Annotated in this window: 1 rRNA gene; it reads right to left on the minus strand. The window is 54.2% G+C overall.

The features are described 5' to 3' along the window. Nucleotides 1-837 (minus strand): 23S ribosomal RNA (locus HMPREF2990_RS02585); the annotation flags it as partial.

An 837-nucleotide genomic window follows, 5' to 3' on the forward strand; every position in this document is an offset into this window, starting at 1 on the left:
GTGTTCAGGGTGGTTAGTCTCACCGCTTCATCACTTGGCGCGCATACACGGGTACGGGAATATCAACCCGTTGACCATCGACTACGCCTGTCGGCCTCGCCTTAGGACCCGACTCACCCTGGGAAGACGAACTTGACCCAGGAACCCTTAGTCATCCAGCGGTAAGGATTCTCACCTTACACTCGTTACTCATGCCTGCATTCTCACTCGCACACAGTCCACAACTCCTCACGGTACTGCTTCACACCATGCACGACGCTCCCCTACCCAACACAACAGTGTTGCCGCGGCTTCGGCGGTGTACTTGAGCCCCACTACATTGTCGGCGCAGAACCACTCGACCAGTGAGCTATTACGCACTCTTTCAAGGATGGCTGCTTCTAAGCCAACCTCCTGGCTGTCTTCGCGATCCCACATCCTTTTCCACTTAGTACACCCTTAGGGGCCTTAACCGGCGATCTGGGCTGTTTCCCTCTCGACTATGAAGCTTATCCCCCACAGTCTCACTGCTATACACACTTACACCGGCATTCGGAGTTTGGCTGATGTTGCTAAGATGATAGTCCCGCTCAACCAACCAGTAGCTCTACCTCCGGCAAGCTAAACATATAACGCTGCACCTAAATGCATTTCGGGGAGAACCAGCTATCACGGAGTTTGATTGGCCTTTCACCCCTACCCACAACTCATCCCCGCAGTTTTCAACCTACGTGGGTTCGCGCCTCCACAACCTCTTACAGCTGCTTCACACTGGCCATGGGTAGATCACCCCGCTTCGGGTCCAGGACATGCCACTAAACACACCCAACTAGGATTCGCTTTCGCTACGACTACCCC

The organism is Corynebacterium sp. HMSC071B10, from assembly GCF_001814825.1.
Lineage (GTDB): Bacteria > Actinomycetota > Actinomycetes > Mycobacteriales > Mycobacteriaceae > Corynebacterium.